Source organism: Streptococcus orisasini (genome assembly GCF_001431045.1).
Taxonomy (GTDB): Bacteria; Bacillota; Bacilli; order Lactobacillales; family Streptococcaceae; genus Streptococcus; species Streptococcus orisasini.
In genome coordinates this window covers 24,560-41,011 of record NZ_BCLE01000046.1, presented here as the reverse complement: position 1 = coordinate 41,011, position 16,452 = coordinate 24,560, and the positions used below count along the sequence as shown (strand labels likewise).

Here is a 16,452-nt window from a genome sequence, read left to right as displayed (position 1 = left end):
CGTTCAATTCGCCTATTTTTCTTATAGATTGTGAATTGATATTATCCTAAGATGTGTGTGCTTGTGAAATGCTAACTATAGAGTTTGTCTACAGCCTGAAATACCCACCAAGCAGACTCTTATAAGCCTTCTACATTGTGATAAACTTTTTGGACATCATCATCATCCTCAAGAGCGTCAATCAAGCCTTCAAAGACTTCCAAATCTTCTCCTTCAAGTGTCACTTCAGACTGAGGAATCATCTCAAGTTCTGTAACCTGAAATTCCTCAATGCCTGAAGCACGCAAGGCTTCAAGCGCCTTATGCAAATCAGTCGGCGCTGTGTAAGCAGTGATGCTGCCATCTTCCGCCTCAACATCATCCACATCTACATCTGCCTCTAAAAGCTGTTCAAAAACAGTGTCTGCATCATCACCTTTAAAAACGATAACACCCTTGCGGTCAAACATATAAGCTACTGAACCAGAAGCCCCCATATTACCGCCGTTTTTACCGAAGGCAGCCCGAACATTGGCTGCTGTACGATTGACATTTGAGGTAAGGGTGTCAACAATAATCATTGAACCATTTGGACCAAAACCTTCATAACGGCCCTCAACAAAGGTTTCATCAGTATTTCCCTTAGCCTTATCAATGGCTTTATCAATAACATGCTTTGGCACCTGCGCTTGCTTAGCACGTTCCAAAACAAATTTCAAGGCTGAATTTGACTCTGGATCAGGATCTCCCTGCTTAGCGGCTGCATAAATTTCAACACCAAACTTAGCGTAAATTTTTGAGTTTGCACCATCTTTAGCAGTTTTCTTTGCAACAATATTTGCCCATTTACGTCCCATTAAAATTCTCCTTTGTATTTTTCAATCGTTAATTATTATAGCACAAGATAAGTCATTTGAGAATTCGCTTAAATTAATCTTCCCTCCAAATGGTCCATTTCATGCTGGATAATTTGAGCAGGCAGCTCTTTAAAAGACAGACTCTGCCTTTGCCAACGGCTATCAAAAAAGTCAACAGTGATATGGCAATAGCGCTTAGCAGGTCTGCTGCCAGACAGCGACAGGCAGCTTTCTTCAGTCTGATAGGGCTGTGCTTTTGCTGTGATGACTGGGTTATACATGACAAGAGTGCTAAAGCCGACAGAAACAATAATAATCCGTTTGTTAACACCAATCATATTGGCAGCCATGCCAAGGCAATTATCCCTATTAGCTAATAGCGTATCCTGCAAGTCCTGACCGACAGACAAGTCAGATTTTGTCGCCGGCTCCGCTTTTTGCTGTAAAAAGAAGATATCTTTAACGATAGGTCTAATCATAAGAATCCTTTTCTAGTTTTATAGCTAGTATAACAAATTTTATAAGAAGGAAACACTCTTAACTGAAAAAATGAACATACAAATTAGAATCTGAGAAGCCCAGAATAATAGACCAAAGCTAGTACTTTGGCCTCTAGAGCAAGATTTACTGGCAGTAAGCCGCAATCGCCTGAGCTGCAAAAGCAGCTGTTCCTTGACCGCCTGCCTGATCAATAAACTGACTAAATCGATTATCCGCAGCATACATTTGCCCTAAACTTGCTAAAACATCATTGCTGCAAGGATAAAAATGATCACTGATATAAGCTTTCAGGACGTCCACCTGCTGCTGCACCTTGCTATCATCAGCCGATAAGTCCTTCAATCGTCCGAATTCTGCCATAATAGCAGACATTTCTGAACTGATTTGAGCAAAATCTTGCTGATTGACTCTAGTGTCAAATGCCTGAAAGGCTGCTGTATTTCCCCAGCGTTCTTTGGCTTCTGCCTGAAAGGCTGTCAAATCTGTCTTATCAAATGCTTGAAAATCCATGCAATTGTCCCCCTTCTGCTGCAAGGATTTGGCATGCTTTATGACCTTCTCCAAATGCTTCTTTTTCAGCTCCAAAAGTTTGATCTGGTCTCTTAAAGCAGCATCTCTGTCATAAGCAGCATTCCCTACAATCTTTTTAATATCTTTGAGAGGAAATTCCAGCTCCCGAAACAGCAAGATTTCCTGCAGCTTTTCAAAAGCCTCATTGTCATAATAGCGATAGCCGTTATCAGCAACAAAACTAGGCGTCAGCAAATTTATTTCATCATAATAATGAAGGGTGCGCACACTGATACCTGAAAGCTGACTCATTTCCTTAACTGTTTTCATAGGTAAACTCCTCTCATAATTAGCAGTATAATCTATGACCCTACGTTAGAGTCAAGGGAGAAATTAAATCATTTATCAGTCACAAGATTATTTTTCGTCATCCAAAAGGCACTGGATAATTGTCATAACCCAGCGCCTTTTTACATCTCTTATTTTTTAGCTTTAGGAATAATAAAGATGATTGACAAAATAGACAGGCAGCCAAAGAAAATATTAGTCAAGAGGCCAAATACTGCAGCCTTATCGAAATTTCCTCCGGCAGCAACAGTATTAAAGACTGCCAGCGAAATGGCTACACCGATAGAATTACCAAGGGAACTAGCCATTTTATAAATGCCTGATGCGGTTCCCACTTTTTCTTCTTCAATCGTTGAAATAGCTGTGTCGGTTGATGGTGTCGCATAAATTCCCAAACCAATACCAAAAATAGCATAGCCAATAAAAACTAAGGCTAAATAGGCTGGTCCCTGCACACCAACAAGTGCCATAAAGGCAATACCTATCAAAGTACAGCTAGGTCCCCAAATCATGGGCTTGCGGGCACCAAAACGCTGCAGTAATTTCTCACCGATACGAATGGTAATCAAGACACAGACAAGATAACCCAACGACATGGTTCCTGCAAATCGGGAAGACAAACCGCGTCCCTGCTGCATATAAGTATTGATAACAATCAAAGTTCCAGCCACGCTATTTAACAAAAAGTTAGATAGAGCTGCACCCAGATAATATTTATTATGAAAGAGAGCAAAATCAATAAAACTTGTCTCCTTGCGAATTTCTACAAAATAGAAGACTATAAAGCCAATAATCATAAGAGCAAACAGTCCCAAGGTCTGAGGATGAAGGAGACCCTTACCCTGTGCGCTTGAAAGGCCAATATTTAAAGCTAGCATGCTGATGATAAAAATCATCAGGCCAAGAAAATCAAAACGGCTCTTAGTCTGAATCTTACTCTCAGGTGTTCCCCAAATCAAGGCAAAACTGAGTAAGGAAGCAAGAATAGAAAAGACGAATACATAACGCCAGCCTAAAGAACCTGCAACAGCTCCGCCAAAGAAGGAAGCAAGTCCTGTACCACCCCAAGTTCCCATAGACCAGTAACTGACAGCTCTTTGACGGTTAGGACCGTCATAATAGGCTTTAACAAGAGACAGAGTTGAAGGCATAATACAAGCAGCTGCCAATCCTTGACAAATGCGTCCGATAATAAAAAGCGGCGCATTAGCTGCCAAAACAAGGCATAAAGAACCGATAATATTGAGCCCAAGACCTAGATAAGTAAATTTGACACGACCAATCTTATCAGCCAAGCCACCCGCTAAAACGATGAACAAGCCTGAAAAAAGCGACGTGATCGATACCCCGATAGAAAGAGCACTTTTACTAATTGATACGGACGCTAAAATAGTAGGCGTTAAATTTAAGATAGATTGGGCAAACAGCCAAAAAGATAAGACGGCTAACACGAGCCCAAATAACAATTTGCCATTCCCCTGAAAGTTTTCTGTTTGACGATCCATGACTGTCAAGTCTCCTCCTGTAAAATAAAGTTAGATAAAAATCAAAAATAGACTAGGTAAGATGACAAAGTTAATAGGGTTAATCTCCCTCATTAACTAACAGCTAATGGCGGCTGCTATCACAGTCCGCCCAGCCACCTTACTAGCTTGTTTTCTCTGTGTTATCGCTGCTCAAATACGCGTCATAACCTAACCAAAGTTAATAGGCAAAAAATGCCAAGGACTCCATAACCTATGATTTTGATTTTTTAAAGAGTCTTAATTTCCTAGATAAGCCCAAAGGGCGATTATGGCTGCCTGAGTTCCTGTTGTTAAGCTTGGCTGAATAGCTGGTGCAAAGTAGGGACTGTGGTTAGGATAAACAGCCTGTCCTTCAGTAAAGCCACCAAATCCCCAATACAAATAAGGAACACCAAAAGCTTGTGCAAGGTATGAGAAATCTTCAGAAGCTGTCATTGGCTGATAAGTTATTACCCGATCTTTTCCCAAGTAAGTTTCAAAAGCAGTCCTTACTTTTTCGGTCACTTGAGCATCATTATCCGTCAATGGATAACTGTCAAATACTTCAATATCCGGCTTTTCCACACAGCCGCCTGCCTGACATTCTCCCAAAACAATACGTTCAATAGCTGCCAGCAAATCCTGCTTAACATTTTCATCATAGGCTCTGATATTTAAGAGCAAAGTGGCTTCGCTGGGAATAATATTAGCTTTCAGACCCGCTTGGAAAGAACCAACTGTCACCACTGCAAACTGAAAAGGATCCACTTCACGCGCCACAATCGTTTGCAGTTTAGACACAATAGCCGATCCGATAACAATAGGATCAATGCTCAAATTAGGCATGGAGCCATGAGCCCCCTTACCATGAATGACCACCTTGACAGAAGCTGCACTAGATAAAAAAGCACCTACCTTGGTTCCCACCTTACCGGCTACAGGTGAAGTCAGCACATGCTGAGCTAAAGCGACATCAGGCTGCGGAACCTTGTCCACCAAGCCATCAGCCAACATAGCCTTGGCACCTGCTGCAATCTCTTCCCCCGGCTGAAAAAGAGCGATATAGGTTCCTGACCAGCCCTCTTGATGCTGAGCCAAAGCCCAAGCAGCACCAAGGCCAGCTGTGATATGAAGATCATGGCCGCAGGCGTGCATCACAGGCACTGTCTGACCATCTGCATCCACTACTTCAACTGTGGAGGCATAAGGAAGACCTGTTTCCTCTTTAACAGGAAGGGCATCGATATCAGCACGAAACAGAACAGTTGGTCCATTCCCATTTTTCAAAACGCCAACAATACCGCCTCCGATAGCCTGAGTCTCATAGCCATAAGATTCTAAAGTCTTTTCAATAAAAGCACAGGTCTCATGCTCTTGCATAGACAATTCTGGGTTGGCATGCAAGTGTTTATAAGTTTCTTCTTGCCAGTCTTTAATTTCTTCTAAAGAAGCAAGAACAGTTTGAAGTGTCATCTCAGTCTCCTTTTTCTTTTTAAAAGATGATAGTTGTTAGTATATTATTTTTCCAAGTAAAGCACACTTAGGATTTTAAAAGATGAGTGATTTCCAAGCAGGAATCTACTAGGAAAATAGACAAGGCAATGGCTCCTGATACAAGAATAGATTCGATGACATTTTGACCAGCCAATTCAGCATTTCCTTGAATATAGTAATAAGCAATTTTATATACCCCAGCTCCTGGTACAAGCGGGAAAAAACTAGGAATATAAAAAACAGTCACGGGAGCTTTTAAGATTCTGGCAGCAATTTGCGAGAAAAATGCAATGATAATCCCGCCTAACAAAGTCGCTACTGCATTTTCCATGCGTAAATGCAGGCACAGCAGATAAACGGCATAGCCCAAAGCACCGATAAAACCCGTTTGATAAAGCAGGTATTTGGGAATCTTCAAAATAACCCCTGATGTCACAGTTGCCAGATAAGCTCCGAAAATTTGAAAAATTAAACCCATGCTATGATTCCTTTCGATAAGAAGAGACCAAGAGCAACACCTACACCAAGGCTGACCGCAATGATAAGTGCCTCCAAAATCTTTGCCAGACCAGCACCATAGTCACCTTTGAAAGAATCTCTAAAACCATTGGTAAAGGCGGTTCCCGGAAAAAGCGGCATCAAGACAGCAATAATAATCTTATCAAAGGAAATGTCCGAATCTCCTAACATATGAATCAGTATTGGAATGACAGCAGCAACAATCAAAGTCGCCACTATCCCAAAAATAAAATCATTTAGTTTGAGCCAATCTTTCAGATAATTGGTCAATAAAAGCAAGAGCGCCGCAACAAATGATAAGACTACCTCCATCATGTTCCCGCCCAATAAAATGGTAAAAGACAGTACCAGCAACAAAAGCGAATAATGATGCCATTTCAAAGAATAGTTCGTTTTATCAACAGTCAGCCCCAGCAGCCTCTGATGAGCCTGTTCCATACTGATACAGCCCGCCGTCAAATCACGGGAAATCTGATTAACCGCATGAATCCTCGATAAATGTGTCGAACGCTTCTTGATACGCTTGACCAAACTAATGGGCTGAGGCAACTCAGATCCATCCAGAGTAATAAAAAGTCCTGTAGTATTAGCAAAAGCCTCAGCAGTCGGCAGCTGGCTGGTTTCTAAGATATGCGAAACTGTATTTTCCACACGATAGCACTCGGCATTGGATTCCAGCATAATAATACCAGCTAAGGCCGCCACCTCTGCTATATATTTATAATCCTTAATAGGCATGGTTTCCTTTCACTTTCAAAACTGTAGCAAATCCATTATATCACAAAAGCTCACTGAGATTGGAGGCTTTAGATTATAACTACTAATTAAAAAATTGATAGGAGAACTCATACCAATAATTTCCAATCATTATCAATTGGATTCTCACCTAAATTCCAATCACCGTTCACTTTATCCAGGAGATATTCCACATGTTCATCTTTCACATTGTAATAACCAATTTTTATCGTATCAAAATTTTCATTCAAGTCTTTCCTACCTAAAATAAACAATAAGTCAAATCTCTTTATTGTCTGGGGCTCTATTAAAAATGAATATATTCCATTATCACCATATTGAAAAACTTCTTCTGCATTAATACTAGACTGAGCCTGAATCATCTTTCTCAGAAACCTACCATTTTGGTATAGGGAAACCTCTAAATCTCTGATAATTTCATTTTTATTTTTTTGTATTATGAATTTCAAGCCACATTGGAAGTCTAAATGAGATTTCTTTTTGTCCAGAAATAAATCCCCAAGACTTACCTGAATGTTTCTCATAGATTCTTTTTACATAAAGTTTAACTTCTCCCTGTTACCTAACCATTTTTGTACGAAATGGTTTATTACTACTGTTGAAATTGGAATTTTGTTTGGAAATTCCTCTTTTAATCTTTCTTGTTGTCTAGGCTTTAACTTCTTCAGATTTTTATCAGTTGTTAGAATATCATCAATGTCAACCATAGGGATTTCATACTTACTTTTTAAGTTCTTCTCCCATTGATCAAGTAAATATCTTGCTTGACCACTTTTAACGTCTGGTCCTGCTATAACCTTATAATTTCCATTAATATTATAATATGGAGTAAATCTGCCTTAGAAGTTGAATCAGGGTTCACAAAAGTAAATTCAACACTTCCTTTGTTTTTCATCCTATTGTACTCCATACAAAGCAACCACTCCGACAGAATACCTCTAAATCTGCTTAAATCGTTTAATTTAATCTCACTATTGCTATTATTTAAATAACGAATATTTTGTTATAATGACTGAGGTTCATCTACAAAAGATTGTAATATATTATCAGAATAACTTGCATTAGCATATTTTTAATACCCTACTTTGCAGTTTCTTTATACTTTTCAATAGCCAAATCTTCAAAATTTAGATTGATGATTTATTTCTGTCCTACATCATTTTTTGCAAATATTCCCTAAATTACTGAAAAAGCGTTGACTTCCCAGAACGGCGGACTCCTGTCACCACCTTAATAAACTTTTTATCTTTGAATTCTTTCAATTTATTTAAATAATCAGTTCTTTCAATCATAGCTTTCACCTTTTTTTAAAGTATTAAAACAAAAGTTTTTGTATTCTGCTGCAAAAATTTTATTTTTTTATATTAGAATACAAAAAAATGAAGCGCAGCATTTTTACTGGACTTCATTTTTGATTGTTATCGGCACCCGCCCCCAGGTTTGTTCTGTGATTTTGAGGTTGCCCAGCTGATAGACCTGGTCGGCTTGCTGGGTCATGAGATCCCAAGGTTCAGCGCCGATGCGAGAGATGATATCCACAGATTTCTTTAGCGTTTTAAGATGTTTGCGCCCTGTTTCGGTGAAGCCGAGGACATGGACAGCTTTGGGTAAGTCAGCTTCTCTGGCATTGACCAGAATATAGGTCAGGATGCGGCGCACACGCGCCTTGGTGTAGCGCTTGGTAGCGACTTTTTCCACCAGTTCTTCTGTCGTCGCTGCGCTCCGAATGGCTGAGCTGATACGGCTGGCCAATTCCTCATTGACTTGAAAAATTTGAGTTAAATCTGGATGGGTCAAAATTTGATATTTCAACAGCTGGAAATAATTCTCCCAAGATACCTGCGGAGAACTTAAAATTAAGCTGCTGCTGGGTGCAGACTTTTCCACAAATGACTTATCGGTGATGTGTCTGCGAATAGCCGTTGCCGAAGCAATTTCGATCTTCTCATCAGAATGATAGCCTGCCCCAATACGCCGGATAGGCTGCAGTCGGATATTCTTCCCTGCGCAAGCTTTAGCGTAAGCAAGACCAAGAATGTGGTTAGGCGTTTCTCCTGAAAATTCAATCCCCAAAAAGGTTTCCCACATTTTCTGTGTTTTCTGTGGATAGGACAGATCATCTGGCAGCGTTTGGACAAAGGCCTCCATCTGCTCTGCTTTTTCCCCATAAACATCAGACAAGCGCTGATAATCAAGGCTTTCCTCGCTTCCAAAAGCAAGAGTGTCAATGCCCAGCCGACTTAAAATGGCCACTGCTCCGCAGGCAAAATAATCAGCTGACTGAATAGCCACCAAAAAAGGGAGCTCAACCACAAGGTCAGCACCGTTTGCCAGCGCCATCTGCGCCCGCGTCCACTTATCAATGATAGCAGGTTCACCGCGCTGGACGAAATTGCCAGACATAGCAACGATTTTAAGACCATCAGTTTGAGTCAAAAGATACTTGTGTCCATTATGAAAGGGATTGAATTCGGCGATGATGCCTGTTGTGGTCATGAGAGGTCCTGCCTTAATTGATATTGTCTATTGCGATTTTGTCCTGTCTTGACAAGCAAACCCAAGTCTGTAAATCTTGTCAGATAGCGTCTTGCGGCAGAAGGACTGAGGTTTGATATGTTTTGAAAATCACGACTGCCTATCACACCATGCTTTTTCAAATGCTTTTCTAGTAATTTAAAATAAAGTAGCTCTTTATCGCTCATTTTATCGCCCACTTTATCGCTCTTTTCTTTGAGCGAATACTCTTGCAAGGTCTCTAAAATAGCATCTAGCATAAACTCGATAAAGACAGTCGCATCGTTTTGATGATTGCTGAGCGACAAGCTATCATAGTAGGCTTGCTGATGCTTATAGATGACCGTCTCGATAGGAACCCACTCAAAAATATCCTGCCATTGATAGAGAATCAAACTCTGCCAGAGCCGCCCTATACGACCATTACCATCCTCAAAGGGATGAATCATCTCTAATTCAAAGTGGACAAGACAAGATTTTATCAAGGCTGGCAAATCGCTGGTCTCCGCCCAGTCAAATAAGTCCTGAACTAGCTTAGGAACAAACTGCGGCCTAGCGCCAACATGAACCACCGTCCCTTGGCTATCATAAACACCAACATCTCCTAATCGGAATTGACCAGCACGTTTGACCAAATCCTTGGTCAAGAGTTGATGAGCCAATAGCAAATCATCCACCCGATAAGGATTTAGCTGGAAAACACGCTCATAGGCTTCATAGGCATTTTGCACCTCATGAATCTCCTTAGGCGCACCCAAGACACGCTTTCCATCAATGATGTCTGTCACCTGCTCAAGGGTCAGACTGTTATTTTCAATGGCCAAAGAGGACTGAATTGAACGGATGCGATTTTCTTTACGCAGATGCAGATCACGTTTTTCCAGCACCAAAAGCGCTGTCAGTTCCGAAATCTCCACCACACGATTGAGCATTTTGTCTGTTACAGTGTAAATAGGTTGCATGAGGATCCTTTCGAAAATAAATTATATATTATTTTTTTAGTTGAACGATTTTATTCATTTGATTTGTTATTAATTGTTCTCTCGGAATACTCATCAACTCAGACAATATTTCTAAAGGCAATGCCAGCCCATATTGTTCTTCTAAGAAATTGGTTAGCGATTTCCTATCAAAAAGACCCGCATCTCTTAACACTTCATAAGCTTGTTTGGATAATATTGGTTGTGAAACAGGTTTACTAGCATCTTCAGGCTCCTCTTTTCTCCAACCTTTAGCGCTTAACTTTTTTTGCAACCGTACGTATTGTTCAGCATCAAGTAAGTGCAAATCTTTTGCACGATAAATCATACTGGAAATAGACACATTCCATTTCGATTTTAATGATAAATAATTGTAAATATCTTCCTCTTTTTCTAAGATATCTTTAGAGAAACTTTTTCTTGGTAATAAAAAAGCTGATGCGAATTGATTTGCTTCTTTTTCCATTTCTCTATATTCCATCGGAGATAATTCTTGAGGATTGAGTGTTTTGGCATGCATAGCCCAATGTCCAAGTTCATGTGCTAAACTAAACTGTTGTCTAAAAAAATTATTATTATCTTGATCTATTAAAATACAATAATAAGGCTTATCATTAATTTTTATAAAACTTCCAAATGCATCAATTTTTTCAGATCGAGAATTTATAACTGCTAGATGAAATCCTTTTATCTCTAGTAATCTTAATAGATTTGAAACTGGTTCATTCCCCAATTCCCATAGCTTTCTCAATTTGTAGGCAACTTTCTCAGGACTATCCTCATCATCAATACTAAATTCATCTAATTGTGGAAAATCTACATACTGCTCAAAGAAATGAGAAACAGTTGCTAAAGATTTTTTTAATAGATCACTGGGCTTTTTTTCAGCTTGAGAAGATGAGAGGCGACTTCGATAAAAAGTGCCTAAATCTTTTGAAGTAAACTTATCTTCCATTTGATAATATGACAAAGGAAAACCAAGCTCAAAAACAATTTTTTGTATCATTTCAGCACTTGGCTTTGAAAGATTTTTCTCATATTTTGAAATCATTTGCTTTGAAATCTCAAGTTTCTCCGCAAGTTGCGTAATTGACAGTTGTCTAAAATACCTAGCTTCACGCAATCTCTCACCATTAAATAGGTTTGACATTTGCTATTCATCCTTTGCTTTTGTTTGTTCTTTTAAAGTTACCAGCTGTGGTTCCTGTTCCCTCACACTTTCTACATTTTCCGTTTCAGTTACATCCAGTCCAGCAGACATTGGTAATAGGTGAGTAATATCAACTGTCGCAGATATCAATAATTGTGAGGTATATTCCTCTAATTTGGCACTAATAGCTTCACCATAAAAACCATAATCCACTATAACGAATCTAACTTTCGAAACATTGTCAGCATCTCGACCTAACATTTTTTGCATATCTCGTTGCTTTCTTTCAAGTTCATCATAATCATCATCCCCAAATAGATGCAATTGAATTCCATCATCCTGAGGCAACAAATTCTCATTTTTCAATAACAAACTCAAAGCATAATGTGTGGATTGCCCTTCTTTAAAATACTTATTTTGTATGTTCCGGAAATTAGCTTTTGTAAAGAAAAGATATAGAATTCCTGTTTCTTCTTCTAAAACAGGATCAAACTGCCACAGACCACCTCGTTGGATACCTAACACATGAAAACTATCATCTTTTTCAAAAGTTTCTGATAACATGTCGGATCTCCTTGCCCAAACCGCTTGCGGAAGTCCATTTTTACTTGTTTTTGATATCGCTTGTCTAAAGTCATCTTCTAAATCCTTTTTAGTAAAAGCCATTGGTACAAGAATTTTTGCAATAAAATTAGAATTATAACTCATCGAGTTAGTCATTAGTTCACCTCATTTCTTTACAACATTATATCATAATCAGTTGACCAAAACAAGAAAATAAACGAAAAAAGTCAACCAAAAAGTGATTGACTTATATCTTTATCTACTCATTCATCAACATCGGCAACAGCCAATCATTTAGCTAAGGTTTTCTTAATTTTTTGTTATTACCAATTATTTTTGAATAAATTTATAATACAGTATCATTATATCACAAAAAAACCTTGTTTTAGGGCTTTCCAGTTGTTTTATAAGACGTAACTATTTTGCTATATCTCATTTTCTGTATATGTATAGTATAATATTGCCAAATAAGTATCCAATCTCTCATTCAAATAACGTGAAAATAGATTTTCCATTGCCGATAGGTTGCCTTTTGTATAAAAATCATCGAATGCTTGGTAATAAGCCAGTCTATCTGTAAATTGATATCAATAGGGTGGCAACCTGCCTTCATCAGCTATAAGTTAACTAGTAGCCTTCCTGTTCGACCATTCCCGTCAATGAACGAATGAATACTTTTAAATTGGATATGGAAACAAGCCATCTTGGTCACTATATTTTCTTGACTAATGGTATAATCTTTTAATAGTTGTTTCATCAAGAGGCGAATTATATAGAGTTGAGCAGGCTCGTTAGTGGCTCCCACGATACGAACGGGAACCTTTCAACAGCCCTCACTTCCATCCTTTTCTATTACTTTATTATACCATAGTCCGGAACAATAGATGTTTTAGCGGAACAACGTTTTACGGTTTACGGAACAATAAAAGGCTATCAAATAGCCACAGACTGTAGACAAATCTCCATTTGCCTAGCTTGATCAGCAAAGAAGTCTGCAGACTACCATATAAATTTCACGAACGCAAACGAGTTTAAAGGATACTTCCGCCGTGATGAAAGTGTCAGAAATGGTGAATTTTAGCCAATTCTGACACTCGGAAACTTTGAGATCGTGGCTCAAAGTTTAGGTCTGGAATTCTAGGAAGTCGCTGCCATCCGACATTACCTAAGGAAGTATCAAAGAAAAAGGACTTTTTCTTCAAGCTAAGGCTATCAAATAACCAGCTTTTGTGGCTTATACTGTTTCTTTAGTTAATGAGCCAAGTCCCCGTTATCAAATAAGTGATCAAATCTGAACACAAAACAAAAGTCGCTAGAAAAACCAGGCCCGTTACCATATTTCTAACAGGCTGTCGATGTTTTGCTACAAGCTTATTAAACCATTTTGTAAATGCTAGATGCTTGTTAGTCAAAATGGTGAGCGTCAGTAAAAAAAGAGGCAGCTGGCTTAAAACAACCCAGATAAGATTGCTCATAAAAGCTAATATTAAATGCTGTCGTCCTGAAAGGGCTAAAACAGCAATGAAGGTGGGATCAATGAGAGCTGTCACAATCATAATGTCAATCATCCCCCAAAGCCCTTTTTCACCTCCCTTTGCTGCTTTATCTTGCGCAGTCTTTTCGATAGCTCGTAGTCTCTTTAATCCTAAAATGACAAGGAAGAAAATGGTAAAAATGTAAATGACAACCCATAGACTATCAGGCAGCTTAAAGAGACTGGATAATAGATTCTCTATGACATAGCTCAATCTATTGCCAAAAATAGCAGATAAAACCGTTCCCAGAAGACTGGTTCCCAGAAAAACACCTAGCGTAAAAATGAGGGCTTTCTTCTTATCAAATCCTTTAGCTAAGCCGCCAAGCAACAGTAACATACCTACAGGGTCAATACCAGCAAAGCCAAGTCCCACAATAATCAGTATATTTGCCATATTTAACCTCAAAAAACGAAAATTATCTATATTATAGCAAAAAAGCCCACTCTCTTGAGTGGGTCTAAAGTCGTATTTAGGGGGTCTTACTTCTCACACACAAAAAACCAGCGCTTACTTGTTGCTGTTGGTTCCTTGTCTTCAAAGTCCGCATAGACTATCACTTTTTTGAAGCCTGTCTGCTCCAGCAAGATATCGTAGGTCAGCAACTCATAGGTACGCTCTTCGTGAACCTCGTCATAGCGCGTGAAGCGGCCATCTTCGTCCTGAATGAAAAAGGTCAATTCATGGACAACAGAATGGGGCGCTTGATCGGCATAGGTGTCCCAGACCATAGCGAAATCTTCCGCATTTTCATGGTAGGAATAGCCCGGAAAAACCTCATCTGTCTGATAAGTAGAGTGCACATCAAAAATAAAAGTACCACCATCATTGAGATGAGCGTGAACCTGCTCGAAAACATCGCCTACAGCTGCTTCATCTTCCATATAACAAAGAGAATCCGAATAACAAGTCACCAAATCAAACTGACCCACATGGGATAAATCCAGCATATCGCCCTGCACAAAAGGAATATCTAAGTGCTCTGCCTCAGCTCGTTTGCTTGCCAAGTCCAGCATATCCGCACTCAGGTCTAGCCCCGTCACATCAAAACCTGCCTTTTTGAAGAAAATAGACTGAATCCCTGTTCCGCAGGCTAGCTCCAAGAGTTTGGCCTTTTTCTTTTTGGGAAAATGGCGGAGCGAAAAGTCCGTCCAGAGATTATAGAGCGAGTCGTCCATGATGCTGTCATAGACGGCAGCGAATTTTTGGTAGTTTTTCATCTTTTTTCGGGTAAGGCTCGCTTTGCTTGCCTTTTGTCCTTTCTCTTTTATCAAAACAGCAGCCAAAAGACTGCTGTTTTTTATTCGTCATTTTGCGGCAAAAAGTCATTAATATCCAATATCGGTGCTTCATGCCAGAGTTTTTCGAGATTGTAGTGATACCGTTCCTCTTCTGAAAAGATATGCACAACGACATCATTGAGGTCAAGCAGCACCCAGCCACCCTTAGAATCACCTTCAATATGGCTGGCATTGCCTCCAGCTTCCTTAACCTTTTCACGGATATTATCCGAAATAGCTTCCAACTGACGGCTGTTCATAGCACTCATGATGGCGAAATAATCTGTCAAACTGCTTAAACCAGCTAGATCAAGCACAACAATATCTTCAGCCCGCTTTTCATCAGCAGCTTTAACAATTAATTTCAGTAAGTCTTTTTCCTTCATTTAGTCCTCTCTTAAATAACCCACATAAGCATTGTAGGTTTCAATTGTCTGCGGGTAAATCGGCACTGCCCTGTGCGCCAGATGCTCAACCGTATGAACGGTTTCAAAGGCCACTGCCTCATCCAGCGATTGCTCCGCTATCTCACGCGCTTTATTGACTCCCGGAAAATCGCGATTGCATTCAATATAGTCTGCAACATAGACGATTTTATCCAGCATGGTCATCTCAGAACTGCCAACCGTATGAATTTCAATTGCCCGCAGAATCTCTTTATCCTTTAAACCTAAATCTTCTTGAATTTTGTAAATACCCACGAGGCCGTGCCAGACTTCATTGCCCCAATTTTTAAGCTCGGGATTCAAATGGTATTTATCAATCAAAGCCAAAAACTCTTCATTGGAGAGCTCTTTGGCATAGTCATGCAAAAGCCCTGCAAGCCCTGCTTTTTCGGGATCATAGCCATTAATCTCAGCCAAGTAGATACTTGCTTTTTCCACCCCCAGCATATGCTGCAGGCGTTTTTTAGAGACCTGAGATTTGAGCTTTTCCAGCAGGTTCTCACGGGTCATGCTAACATAGGTTTCATAGGTCATTGATAAAGCCCTTCTTTCTCAATATAATCCAAAACTGATTTAGGCAGCAGAAAATTAGGCTTCCGATTTTTCCGGATAAATTCTCTGAGCATACTGGATGAAATATCCATCAAGGGCACGTCCACCCATATCACCGGATAAGATGTTCCAGCCTTATACTTAGGCCGCTGGACACCGACAAACTGCACCAGCTGCATTAATTCATTAATCTTATGCCATTTGGGCAGATAATCCACCATATCAGCTCCGATGATGAAATAATAATCTACATCGGGATTTTTTTCTGTCAGCAATTTCATAGTGTCGTAGGTATAGCTGATGCCTTTTCGTTCAAGCTCTATAGTCTCAATATCCAGACCTTCAATGCCTTCAATCGCTAGCTGCAGCATCTTTAGACGGTGCTTTTCATCAATCGTTTCTTTCTTATCAACATGAGGCGGTATAAATTCAGGCATCAGCAGCACCTGGTCAAGTCCTAACTGCTGCCTTACCTGATCAGCAACAACCAAATGAGCATTATGGACAGGGTTGAAATTTCCTCCCAAAATACCAATTTGTCTTCGGTTACTATCTTTTTTTTCTTCTTCCAATTCCACCTTGGTAAAAGGTGTCAACAGTTCTAAAGCCATCTTGCCTCCACTATCAAAATTAACTCTTTAGATTGTTTTAACTTTAGCTGAAATCTTCCGATTGTCCTTGCGGCTTGATTCCTTATACAGGATCAAAATACGGCCAATTTTCAGTACTGTCTCCAGGCCAATCTCCTCTTCCAAAATCTCTGCAACCTCATGGATATTCTCATCCGTATTCTGCAACAGTGTTACTTTAATCAATTCACGCGCATCCAGAGCGCTTCGGATACTCGTTTTAATCTGATCGTTTAAGCCATTCTTGCCGATTTGGATAATCGGTTTTAGTGAGTGCGCCTGACTCTTTAAAAAGGCTCTTTGTTTACTTGTTAATGCCATAAGCTTCCTTTT

The 16,452-nt window shown here is 39.6% G+C and carries 20 protein-coding genes and 1 pseudogene; all 21 read right to left on the bottom strand.

From position 1 onward, the window contains the following. Positions 1 to 119 precede the first annotated feature (119 nt). Complete coding sequence (locus SCSH_RS10000; protein ID WP_057491762.1) at positions 120 to 836, bottom strand: YebC/PmpR family DNA-binding transcriptional regulator; 717 nt, start codon at positions 834 to 836, stop codon at positions 120 to 122. Positions 837 to 904: 68 nt separating this feature from the next. After that, positions 905 to 1,315 (bottom strand): peptide deformylase, encoded by a 411-nt coding sequence (locus tag SCSH_RS09995; protein WP_057491761.1) that lies wholly within the window; start codon positions 1,313 to 1,315, stop codon positions 905 to 907. 145 nt (positions 1,316 to 1,460) lie between these two features. Then, the gene (locus SCSH_RS09990) at positions 1,461 to 2,177 is read right to left on the bottom strand and encodes a MerR family transcriptional regulator (protein WP_057491760.1); all 717 of its coding nucleotides are present in this window, start codon (positions 2,175 to 2,177) and stop codon (positions 1,461 to 1,463) included. A 149-nt stretch (positions 2,178 to 2,326) separates the two neighbouring features. After that, a complete protein-coding gene (locus SCSH_RS09985; RefSeq protein ID WP_057491759.1) occupies positions 2,327 to 3,700 on the bottom strand; it encodes an MFS transporter in 1,374 nt (457 codons plus the stop codon). A gap of 258 nt (positions 3,701 to 3,958) precedes the next feature. After that, positions 3,959 to 5,173, bottom strand: coding sequence for an amidohydrolase (locus tag SCSH_RS09980; protein WP_057491758.1), 1,215 nt, complete (start codon positions 5,171 to 5,173; stop codon positions 3,959 to 3,961). A gap of 67 nt (positions 5,174 to 5,240) precedes the next feature. Then, positions 5,241 to 5,672, bottom strand: a complete 432-nt coding sequence (locus SCSH_RS09975; RefSeq protein ID WP_057491757.1) for a threonine/serine exporter family protein — start codon at positions 5,670 to 5,672, stop codon at positions 5,241 to 5,243. Then, positions 5,663 to 6,451, bottom strand: coding sequence for a threonine/serine exporter family protein (locus SCSH_RS09970; RefSeq protein WP_057491756.1), 789 nt, complete (start codon positions 6,449 to 6,451; stop codon positions 5,663 to 5,665). The genes SCSH_RS09975 and SCSH_RS09970 overlap by 10 nt, the downstream gene beginning before the upstream one ends. Positions 6,452 to 6,558: 107 nt before the next feature. Further along, entirely contained in the window at positions 6,559 to 6,993 is a 435-nt protein-coding gene (locus SCSH_RS09965) for a hypothetical protein (RefSeq protein ID WP_057491755.1), read from the bottom strand. Positions 6,994 to 7,002: 9 nt separating this feature from the next. Next, positions 7,003 to 7,176 carry a hypothetical protein gene (locus tag SCSH_RS11280; protein WP_193743704.1) on the bottom strand — a complete coding sequence of 58 codons (174 nt, stop codon included), beginning with the start codon at positions 7,174 to 7,176 and terminating at the stop codon, positions 7,003 to 7,005. Positions 7,177 to 7,650: 474 nt separating this feature from the next. Then, positions 7,651 to 7,761, bottom strand: a complete 111-nt coding sequence (locus SCSH_RS11305) for an ATPase (RefSeq protein WP_202966375.1) — start codon at positions 7,759 to 7,761, stop codon at positions 7,651 to 7,653. Between the two features lie 103 nt (positions 7,762 to 7,864). Further along, a complete protein-coding gene (locus tag SCSH_RS09960) occupies positions 7,865 to 8,965 on the bottom strand; it encodes a nucleotidyltransferase (protein ID WP_057491754.1) in 1,101 nt (366 codons plus the stop codon). Next, the gene (locus SCSH_RS09955; RefSeq protein WP_057491753.1) at positions 8,962 to 9,945 is read right to left on the bottom strand and encodes a Fic family protein; all 984 of its coding nucleotides are present in this window, start codon (positions 9,943 to 9,945) and stop codon (positions 8,962 to 8,964) included. The genes SCSH_RS09960 and SCSH_RS09955 overlap by 4 nt, the downstream gene beginning before the upstream one ends. 28 nt (positions 9,946 to 9,973) lie before the next feature. After that, complete coding sequence (locus SCSH_RS09950) at positions 9,974 to 11,113, bottom strand: helix-turn-helix domain-containing protein (RefSeq protein ID WP_057491752.1); 1,140 nt, start codon at positions 11,111 to 11,113, stop codon at positions 9,974 to 9,976. Positions 11,114 to 11,116: 3 nt separating this feature from the next. Continuing rightward, positions 11,117 to 11,833 (bottom strand): DUF5986 family protein, encoded by a 717-nt coding sequence (locus SCSH_RS09945; protein WP_057491751.1) that lies wholly within the window; start codon positions 11,831 to 11,833, stop codon positions 11,117 to 11,119. A gap of 269 nt (positions 11,834 to 12,102) precedes the next feature. Continuing rightward, a pseudogene (locus tag SCSH_RS10995) lies at positions 12,103 to 12,500 on the bottom strand (Fic family protein); the annotation flags it as partial. Between the two features lie 424 nt (positions 12,501 to 12,924). Continuing rightward, positions 12,925 to 13,608 carry a hypothetical protein gene (locus SCSH_RS09940; RefSeq protein ID WP_057491750.1) on the bottom strand — a complete coding sequence of 228 codons (684 nt, stop codon included), beginning with the start codon at positions 13,606 to 13,608 and terminating at the stop codon, positions 12,925 to 12,927. An 86-nt stretch (positions 13,609 to 13,694) separates the two neighbouring features. Beyond that, positions 13,695 to 14,432, bottom strand: coding sequence for a class I SAM-dependent DNA methyltransferase (locus tag SCSH_RS09935; RefSeq protein WP_057491764.1), 738 nt, complete (start codon positions 14,430 to 14,432; stop codon positions 13,695 to 13,697). Positions 14,433 to 14,512: 80 nt separating this feature from the next. Then, complete coding sequence (gene rsfS / locus SCSH_RS09930) at positions 14,513 to 14,878, bottom strand: ribosome silencing factor (RefSeq protein WP_057491749.1); 366 nt, start codon at positions 14,876 to 14,878, stop codon at positions 14,513 to 14,515. Further along, positions 14,879 to 15,472, bottom strand: coding sequence for a bis(5'-nucleosyl)-tetraphosphatase (symmetrical) YqeK (gene yqeK / locus SCSH_RS09925; RefSeq protein WP_057491748.1), 594 nt, complete (start codon positions 15,470 to 15,472; stop codon positions 14,879 to 14,881). Then, entirely contained in the window at positions 15,469 to 16,101 is a 633-nt protein-coding gene (locus SCSH_RS09920; RefSeq protein WP_057491747.1) for a nicotinate-nucleotide adenylyltransferase, read from the bottom strand. The genes yqeK and SCSH_RS09920 overlap by 4 nt, the downstream gene beginning before the upstream one ends. A gap of 27 nt (positions 16,102 to 16,128) precedes the next feature. Further along, the gene (gene yhbY, locus SCSH_RS09915; RefSeq protein WP_057491746.1) at positions 16,129 to 16,440 is read right to left on the bottom strand and encodes a ribosome assembly RNA-binding protein YhbY; all 312 of its coding nucleotides are present in this window, start codon (positions 16,438 to 16,440) and stop codon (positions 16,129 to 16,131) included. Positions 16,441 to 16,452: the final 12 nt, after the last annotated feature.

Excerpts from the sequence above, each read along its gene's own strand:
- SCSH_RS10000 (WP_057491762.1), bottom strand. The coding sequence starts at position 836 with ATGGGACGTAAATGGGCAAATATTGTTGCAAAGAAAACTGCTAAAGAT.
- SCSH_RS09995 (WP_057491761.1), bottom strand. The coding sequence starts at position 1,315 with ATGATTAGACCTATCGTTAAAGATATCTTCTTTTTACAGCAAAAAGCG.
- SCSH_RS09990 (WP_057491760.1), bottom strand. The coding sequence starts at position 2,177 with ATGAAAACAGTTAAGGAAATGAGTCAGCTTTCAGGTATCAGTGTGCGC.
- SCSH_RS09985 (WP_057491759.1), bottom strand. The coding sequence starts at position 3,700 with ATGGATCGTCAAACAGAAAACTTTCAGGGGAATGGCAAATTGTTATTT.
- SCSH_RS09980 (WP_057491758.1), bottom strand. The coding sequence starts at position 5,173 with ATGACACTTCAAACTGTTCTTGCTTCTTTAGAAGAAATTAAAGACTGG.
- SCSH_RS09975 (WP_057491757.1), bottom strand. The coding sequence starts at position 5,672 with ATGGGTTTAATTTTTCAAATTTTCGGAGCTTATCTGGCAACTGTGACA.
- SCSH_RS09970 (WP_057491756.1), bottom strand. The coding sequence starts at position 6,451 with ATGCCTATTAAGGATTATAAATATATAGCAGAGGTGGCGGCCTTAGCT.
- SCSH_RS09965 (WP_057491755.1), bottom strand. The coding sequence starts at position 6,993 with ATGAGAAACATTCAGGTAAGTCTTGGGGATTTATTTCTGGACAAAAAG.
- SCSH_RS11280 (WP_193743704.1), bottom strand. The coding sequence starts at position 7,176 with ATGGTTGACATTGATGATATTCTAACAACTGATAAAAATCTGAAGAAG.
- SCSH_RS11305 (WP_202966375.1), bottom strand. The coding sequence starts at position 7,761 with ATGATTGAAAGAACTGATTATTTAAATAAATTGAAAGAATTCAAAGAT.
- SCSH_RS09960 (WP_057491754.1), bottom strand. The coding sequence starts at position 8,965 with ATGACCACAACAGGCATCATCGCCGAATTCAATCCCTTTCATAATGGA.
- SCSH_RS09955 (WP_057491753.1), bottom strand. The coding sequence starts at position 9,945 with ATGCAACCTATTTACACTGTAACAGACAAAATGCTCAATCGTGTGGTG.
- SCSH_RS09950 (WP_057491752.1), bottom strand. The coding sequence starts at position 11,113 with ATGTCAAACCTATTTAATGGTGAGAGATTGCGTGAAGCTAGGTATTTT.
- SCSH_RS09945 (WP_057491751.1), bottom strand. The coding sequence starts at position 11,833 with ATGACTAACTCGATGAGTTATAATTCTAATTTTATTGCAAAAATTCTT.
- SCSH_RS09940 (WP_057491750.1), bottom strand. The coding sequence starts at position 13,608 with ATGGCAAATATACTGATTATTGTGGGACTTGGCTTTGCTGGTATTGAC.
- SCSH_RS09935 (WP_057491764.1), bottom strand. The coding sequence starts at position 14,432 with ATGAAAAACTACCAAAAATTCGCTGCCGTCTATGACAGCATCATGGAC.
- rsfS (WP_057491749.1), bottom strand. The coding sequence starts at position 14,878 with ATGAAGGAAAAAGACTTACTGAAATTAATTGTTAAAGCTGCTGATGAA.
- yqeK (WP_057491748.1), bottom strand. The coding sequence starts at position 15,472 with ATGACCTATGAAACCTATGTTAGCATGACCCGTGAGAACCTGCTGGAA.
- SCSH_RS09920 (WP_057491747.1), bottom strand. The coding sequence starts at position 16,101 with ATGGCTTTAGAACTGTTGACACCTTTTACCAAGGTGGAATTGGAAGAA.
- yhbY (WP_057491746.1), bottom strand. The coding sequence starts at position 16,440 with ATGGCATTAACAAGTAAACAAAGAGCCTTTTTAAAGAGTCAGGCGCAC.